This window comes from Erwinia sp. V71, assembly GCF_965644245.1.
GTDB lineage: Bacteria > Pseudomonadota > Gammaproteobacteria > Enterobacterales > Enterobacteriaceae > Erwinia.
In genome coordinates, this window is sequence record NZ_CBFFRK010000181.1 from 1 (window position 1) to 6,028 (window position 6,028).

General features: G+C 49.0%; 6 protein-coding genes and 1 pseudogene. All 7 read right to left on the reverse strand.

The features are described from left to right. Window positions 1–77: 77 nt before the first annotated feature. Window positions 78–397: pseudogene (locus ACSZO1_RS21425) on the reverse strand (IS1 family transposase); the annotation flags it as partial. Window positions 398–559: 162 nt separating this feature from the next. Then, on the reverse strand, window positions 560–907 hold the full coding sequence (locus ACSZO1_RS21430) for a nuclear transport factor 2 family protein (protein WP_437616266.1): 348 nt from the start codon (window positions 905–907) through the stop codon (window positions 560–562). Window positions 908–930: 23 nt separating this feature from the next. Further along, window positions 931–1,170 (reverse strand): DUF2164 domain-containing protein, encoded by a 240-nt coding sequence (locus tag ACSZO1_RS21435; protein WP_437616268.1) that lies wholly within the window; start codon window positions 1,168–1,170, stop codon window positions 931–933. Next, the gene (locus tag ACSZO1_RS21440) at window positions 1,157–2,074 is read right to left on the reverse strand and encodes a JmjC domain-containing protein (protein ID WP_437616270.1); all 918 of its coding nucleotides are present in this window, start codon (window positions 2,072–2,074) and stop codon (window positions 1,157–1,159) included. The genes ACSZO1_RS21435 and ACSZO1_RS21440 overlap by 14 nt, the downstream gene beginning before the upstream one ends. A gap of 1 nt (window position 2,075) precedes the next feature. Further along, window positions 2,076–3,752: an ATP-binding cassette domain-containing protein gene (locus tag ACSZO1_RS21445; protein WP_437616272.1), complete on the reverse strand. Its 1,677-nt coding sequence runs from the start codon at window positions 3,750–3,752 to the stop codon at window positions 2,076–2,078. A gap of 43 nt (window positions 3,753–3,795) precedes the next feature. Continuing rightward, window positions 3,796–4,491 carry a glycine-rich domain-containing protein gene (locus ACSZO1_RS21450; protein ID WP_437616274.1) on the reverse strand — a complete coding sequence of 232 codons (696 nt, stop codon included), beginning with the start codon at window positions 4,489–4,491 and terminating at the stop codon, window positions 3,796–3,798. A 472-nt stretch (window positions 4,492–4,963) separates the two neighbouring features. After that, entirely contained in the window at window positions 4,964–5,566 is a 603-nt protein-coding gene (locus ACSZO1_RS21455) for a DUF2913 family protein (RefSeq protein ID WP_437616276.1), read from the reverse strand. Between the last annotated feature and the right edge of the window lie 462 nt (window positions 5,567–6,028).

Here is a 6,028-nt window from a genome sequence, read left to right on the forward strand (position 1 = left end):
ATCGTGATCGGAGATGGATGCCAAATCATGATCGACCTTGATGCCAAACCGTGATCGATTCACATGCCATTTTGCACTTCACAGCAGATAACGACTTCTGCGCCTGGCTCAACGTTTTGCGCTACCTGATGCGGTGCCAGTTTTTTAGATGACGGAGAACGGTGTTAAGACTTATCCGCAGCACTCTGGACGTATCACGGCATCCAGAGCCATTCATCGCCATATCAACAATAGTTTGATGGGTTTCGGGTTTCGCCCCGTTGTAACGGTAGTCGAGCTGAAAGGTCTTCAGGCACTGCTTACAGCGATAGAGCTGCGCCCCTGAACTGGAATGGCCGTTCCGGATAACCCCCTGAGTTTCAGAGCAACGGGGACAAACCACATCAATCTTTGCCATCAATCATCCAAAGGGCAAAGAGTACAACAACACTAAGTCTGCGTCACGACCCAAATGCGGGCTGTTCCTACATATAACCAACATAACTAATCGGCTTTTTTCCTTGCTGGGATTTGGGGGCCAACCGTACGATCTCGTAGGGTTGGACCTCCTCTCCGCATATCAGTCCTCTGATGCTTCAAATGACTGGAACTGAAGCTTCCACGAGCCTTTAATCTTTATCCAGCATTCAATAAAACTGATCCGTGTACGTCCTTCCGGCGTTGAAACCTCCGCGATACCGCTCACTGAAGCTATCCCGCCGAGTTCACGGGTGACAACGTCATATTCTTCCCGACGGGTCTGCTGAAACGCCGCCGGGTTATCCTGCTTCAGGAGGGTAAGTTTGCGCAGCTGATGCTTCTTGTAAATCAGCTTATCTCCGTTAGTGGAGAAGAACCAGTCAGCTTCCAGATAGTCCAGCTGGGGGAGATCCAGGGAATAAAAGGCGTTATACCACTCCTGACGCATCAGCTGAAGATTTGCCCCAATTTTCACAATATCCTCTTGAGATCCATGTGTTCCTGTATCTGTTCACTGAACGCCTGATGGGTTCTGATCGCTTCTTCAATACCGGCATTGTAAAACAGGGGCCCCAGGTTTTTTATCACAAATTCCGTAAAAAACTCCGCATCAAACTGCTCGAGCTGGAAGTCAAGGTTATCTTCACAGTAGGACTGCAGCCGTGACCGTATAAGCTGCTTTTCTTCCTGACTAAGTTTAATTTCTGACATCGCGGGTCCTTATATCAGGCAGGTTAAAACTCACGTATCGCTGCTTCATGCAGTCTTCGATAATAGCCGATTCCCACAAATCAATATCAATTTCTTTAAGACACTCTGTAAGCATCTCACGCAGGGAAGCATTGTCAGAGGCGCTGCTCATAAATGCAACGGGTTCGCGCAGTTCGGGGTAGCGGGAAAGGGAGTCCAGAACCGATTTGATGACGTCGATTTTGCGTGGACGGATCACGGGAAAAGAGATGTGCAGGGAGCGTTCCCCTTCAGTGCGCACGTTGTGCCAGTAGCCGGCGGGCAGATAGACAGCCTGGCCGGGCTCAACCCTGAGCGTCATCATGGGGTCACCCGCCGGTGGCGTGAAGTCAAAGCTTTTATCTGACAGCAGGGGATAAGGATGCGTTGGGGCATAGATATCCCAGATCTTTGCCCCTTCGATCTGGACGGCGATAACATCATGATTGTCAAAATGGAGACCAAAGCTCGGAGTGGATGACCACGCGCAGTACAGATTGGCAGTCGCCCTGCACCGCAGCTGCGCACTGAGGTAATCAGTGACTTTCCGAACGCTTTCGAAATATGCCTGACAGCGATCGATAATGAGGGTGCTGCCCGACTGAAGGCTTTTGAGAAGATTGAACCGGTTTACATGTGGCGACTTCTCTCCTGTCACGCTCAGCGTGTAAGTGACAAATCCCCTGTAACCACGTATGGCAGGGTTACTGTCGTTAGCCAGGCGAACTCTCGGATAATCAAGAATATCTTTTTCCAGAAGGTGGTTAATGTCGTCCCAGCATACAAGCCCGGATGCATCAGCGTAATCAAAAAGATACGGCTTCTTCTGAAATGCGTTGCGGATGAAAGTGTCCAGTTCATGCTGCGCAAAAAATTGGTTATCCATATCAGCCTGCCTTCTGTTTACTGATCGTGAGATGAAAGAGAGCCTCTTTTTTAACTTCATGCAGGCAGGCGTCCGGAAACGCTGCCTGCAGTCCTGGGTCGTGCGACACAATCAGGACATGTCCGGTTAACAGATACTGCCGGATAAGTTCAGTGATGGCCGACACGGAGTCATGGTCGAGCGCAGATGTTGGCTCATCCATTATCAGCAGGTGTGACTTTTTCATGAGTGCAGTGATGATATTCAGCTTCTGCAGCTCACCACCAGACAGATTGCGTCCCCCTTCTCCAGCCAGGAAATCCGGTCCGTAAGGAAAGTGCAGCCGCTGTGCCAGCGCGGTAAATTCTGTCTCGCTGAATTCGCCAAGAAAATAGGCAAGGTTTTCCTTCAGCGAGGCGTTAAGAAGGGAAAATGACTGTGTGACAACAGAAATATCGGGCGGAGTAATGCCGCCTGAATGCGCTGTCGTGATATCCGGGACGAAAGTAATGGTTCCTTCATCAGGTCTGTCAACCAGGCTGAGCAATCTGACCAGGCTGGTTTTTCCGGCACCGTTTTCACCGACAAGCAAAACAGGTTTACCGGGATGAAAAACCAGTTCTCCGCGCAGGCCGGAAAAAACGGTTTTGCCGTCCTTATTTTTGCTGACGTTATCCAGGATGATGGAGAGTTTGTCAGGCACGGTTTCGCCCGCAGCCCCCACCCCACCCAGATCTGCCGTAAAGTGGGACCGGAGAGGGGAAAGCGCGTCACTCAGTACCCGGAAGTCAATCCGTGACCGGTTCAGGTTACGCCAGAGTACACCTATGCGGTTCAGAGGAAGAAAGACCTGGAACAGAAAGGTCGCCAGCATAATAAGGCTTCCAAAAGTGATTTTTCCGCTGGTGAAGGCGATGCCCGCCGTAATGAGGATGATGACGCTGCCGGAGGAAGAAAGTAACGTGGTGAAAAAGCCAAAGCGAAAGAACTCGTCTCTGACTGAGCGCTGAGACTTGTCATAATGCCTGATGACATTACGCATCTTTTCCTCACTCCGTCGGCCAGAACCATATATTTTGGACGACAGACTGACAGAGCCCAGGCCATGGAGAACACCACTGACTTTTTTCCGGCTTAATGCGACATTTCGCATTAAAGGAAAGCGTTTCCCGGTCATCTTTATAACAAAGGAAACATAAACAACAACAACCAGAAGAAACTCCAGTGCAATAGTGGTTCCGAGATACCACCATACCGATGCCACGATAAACAGGGTCTGGAATAAGACCGGTAAAGCATCCCCCCAGATTGTTCTGATATAAGTCGAGGTCGAGCTCATCGCTGTTTCGTACACAGAAAAGAGTTCGCTTCTGTTAACAGACTCCATATCTTCAGCACAGGAAGAATCAATCATTGAGTGTATTTTTAAACGCAGAACACTCTCAGCGTTAATACAGTACTCGTGGACGATTCTTTCCGTTAAAGCATAGCAGACCGGCATCATAACCCTGATGCCGATAAAGGCAGAGCAGAAGAAAATCACGCCTTCATAGGAAGAAAACTCCTGCATATTGTCTATACAGTATCTGACAAGAACACCGAATGATATAAACAAAAACGAAGACACGAGCGTCAGTACTATTGCGGATATCTGACCTGAACTGTTTTTTCTGATAATATGGTTTTCAATGAAATCCATCCGGTCACCTTAAAGCCCGCCTTACGCGGGCATCACCAATGTATTATCGTGAATTGCAGGAACATCCGGCTCCGCAGCCGCTGCCCGAGCACCCGCAGCCTGCATTGCTTGAAACGGAGCTCATGATGATTTTCAGGACTTCATCTTTGGGCATGGCGAGAATTTCAGAAGTGATCATGTTAAATGATTTTCCGCCAGCTTCACTTGAAACGAGAGGCATCCTTATCATGTTAAGCCGGTCAATACTGTATTTTACAGCATATTCGCCATACCATTTTATGACTGTCTCTTCGCCCAGAATCTCCTTTATTTTAAGGATCTGGTTCTGGAAAGCCTGTTGTTTATAGGTTTCAAAATCAGTGTTCTGAGCGGTAACATGCTTAATTTCACGCCTCAGCATTTCGCGCGTAAAAGGGAAGTGATGAAGAAAACCGCCGAGATACTCTTCACAGAAGTGATGGTACCTGTCAGTAAAAATAACAAAGGTATGCCACATCTCATCGATAACCTGCATTTGTTCATATACAGAAATGTTAAAGCATTCAGTCTGACATCGGGCGGCAAGGTAGAGAAATTTTTTTGTCTCATAAAAAATATCTTCCGCTTCCTCCCTGGTAACATTCCATTCCTTACAGAATTTCGTTATGAGATCTTCATTTTCGTAGGATAATACCTTATCGAGATCGCTCACATTGAGGGGGGCGTTACTGATATTACTGTATAGCGTTTGCTGTAGCATCATAATCTCCAGTATCGGGTGAGGGTAGTCTGGATATTTAATTAAAATGCCTAGATTTCTGCGTAATTCACAATGTAAAAATTTATAAAACAAAAATAATTTTTTTTGAAAGTTTTTTTTACAATCCTTCCCATTCATGAAGAATCATATAACCTGGCAAGCATTCTAATTATTTGCTTTAAATGAGAAAACGCCGCCCACCAGGAAAAATCTTAAAACAAAAAAGATTTCTTAAGTTTATTTTTTTCTTATCAATCATTAACAGCCTAACCAATTTAAATCATTTTCATCCACCATCTTATCATTATGAATTTTTGGATAAAATCAGCTGACTGACAGTCATGATGAAAATACTGGCCATTTTACTTCGGGAAATAATAATGCATTTTAAAAGAAACTTTTAAATCTTGTATGATAAAAACAAATCATCTGTTAAATGTAACTCCGTTCCTGTGGTTACACGTAAATATCCTCACACTTCACAGAAGCCCTCCGCCAGCAGGTGATGCAGCATCGGATCTTCTCCGGCGGCCGGTTCACGCCGCCAGCCTGTACCGCTCAGCAGCGAGTCCAGCGCCGCCAGGTTACCGCCAATGCGTGCAGGCAGCGAAATTCGCTGGCGCCCGTGTTTATCAAACCCGCCGTCCAGCGCGCTGCGGCTGAGATAAACAGCCGCCACTGAGGGTTCCGGCCGCCGCTGGCGACGGCCGCTCCATTCACTGTCAGACAGCACACCGTAGCCCCATCCGGCCAGCGTCACCGCGTGCAGGGCCTGCTGCAGATGGAACAGGTCATTCTGCGCCTGCGGGTCACCGCTTCCGGCTTTCCAGAGCCATTCCAGCTTGCCCGGCAGGTCAGCCCGCATGCCCTTTTTACGCCCTTCCTTCAGCAGCCAGCTGATGTCGCTGGCCAGCGCTTTCGGAAAGCGGCGCTGCTTTTCAGCCGTGGCAAGCCAGCGGGTCAGAAACAGGTTGTCCTGTGCAGGCGAGCCTGACTGCCCGTCAATACGGGCGAGGTGAAGGGCCGTCAGTCCGCACCAGGCCAGGTGGCTGACGCTGCTGTTACCTTTATCCATATTTATCCTGTGAGAACGGTGGCTTTTTTTCAGCCACACCCTGATGCGGCATTACAGCACAGTAACCCGGCCCAGGAAACCCTGGTCATACACCAGGCCGAGGTCAGCACCCCATGCCGCTGCGCGGCATAAAGGCGCCAGCTGATGCTCAAAAGGACACTTTACGTCAATGGCGCAGTGACCCGGCGCAGCCGGTTCCGTTCTGAAAGGTTTCACCTATCCCCACCCCTGCCCTGCAAAGCAAGACCCGCTTCCCGCGTAAAAGAACGCGCCTGTGCGCCGCCGGAGTGGTCACGACAAGGCTTTCCGCAGTCGTGGCGTATCTCCGCGTTAGCGGGCCTGTCAGGGCCGCTTAGGGAGTTGACGGTCAGTGATGTAAAAACCACACTCCGCGAATTCAGATAATAAGTGCAACGCTTGGTCATGTGGATGGAGGGACGGTTAGCTACCGATAAGCTATCC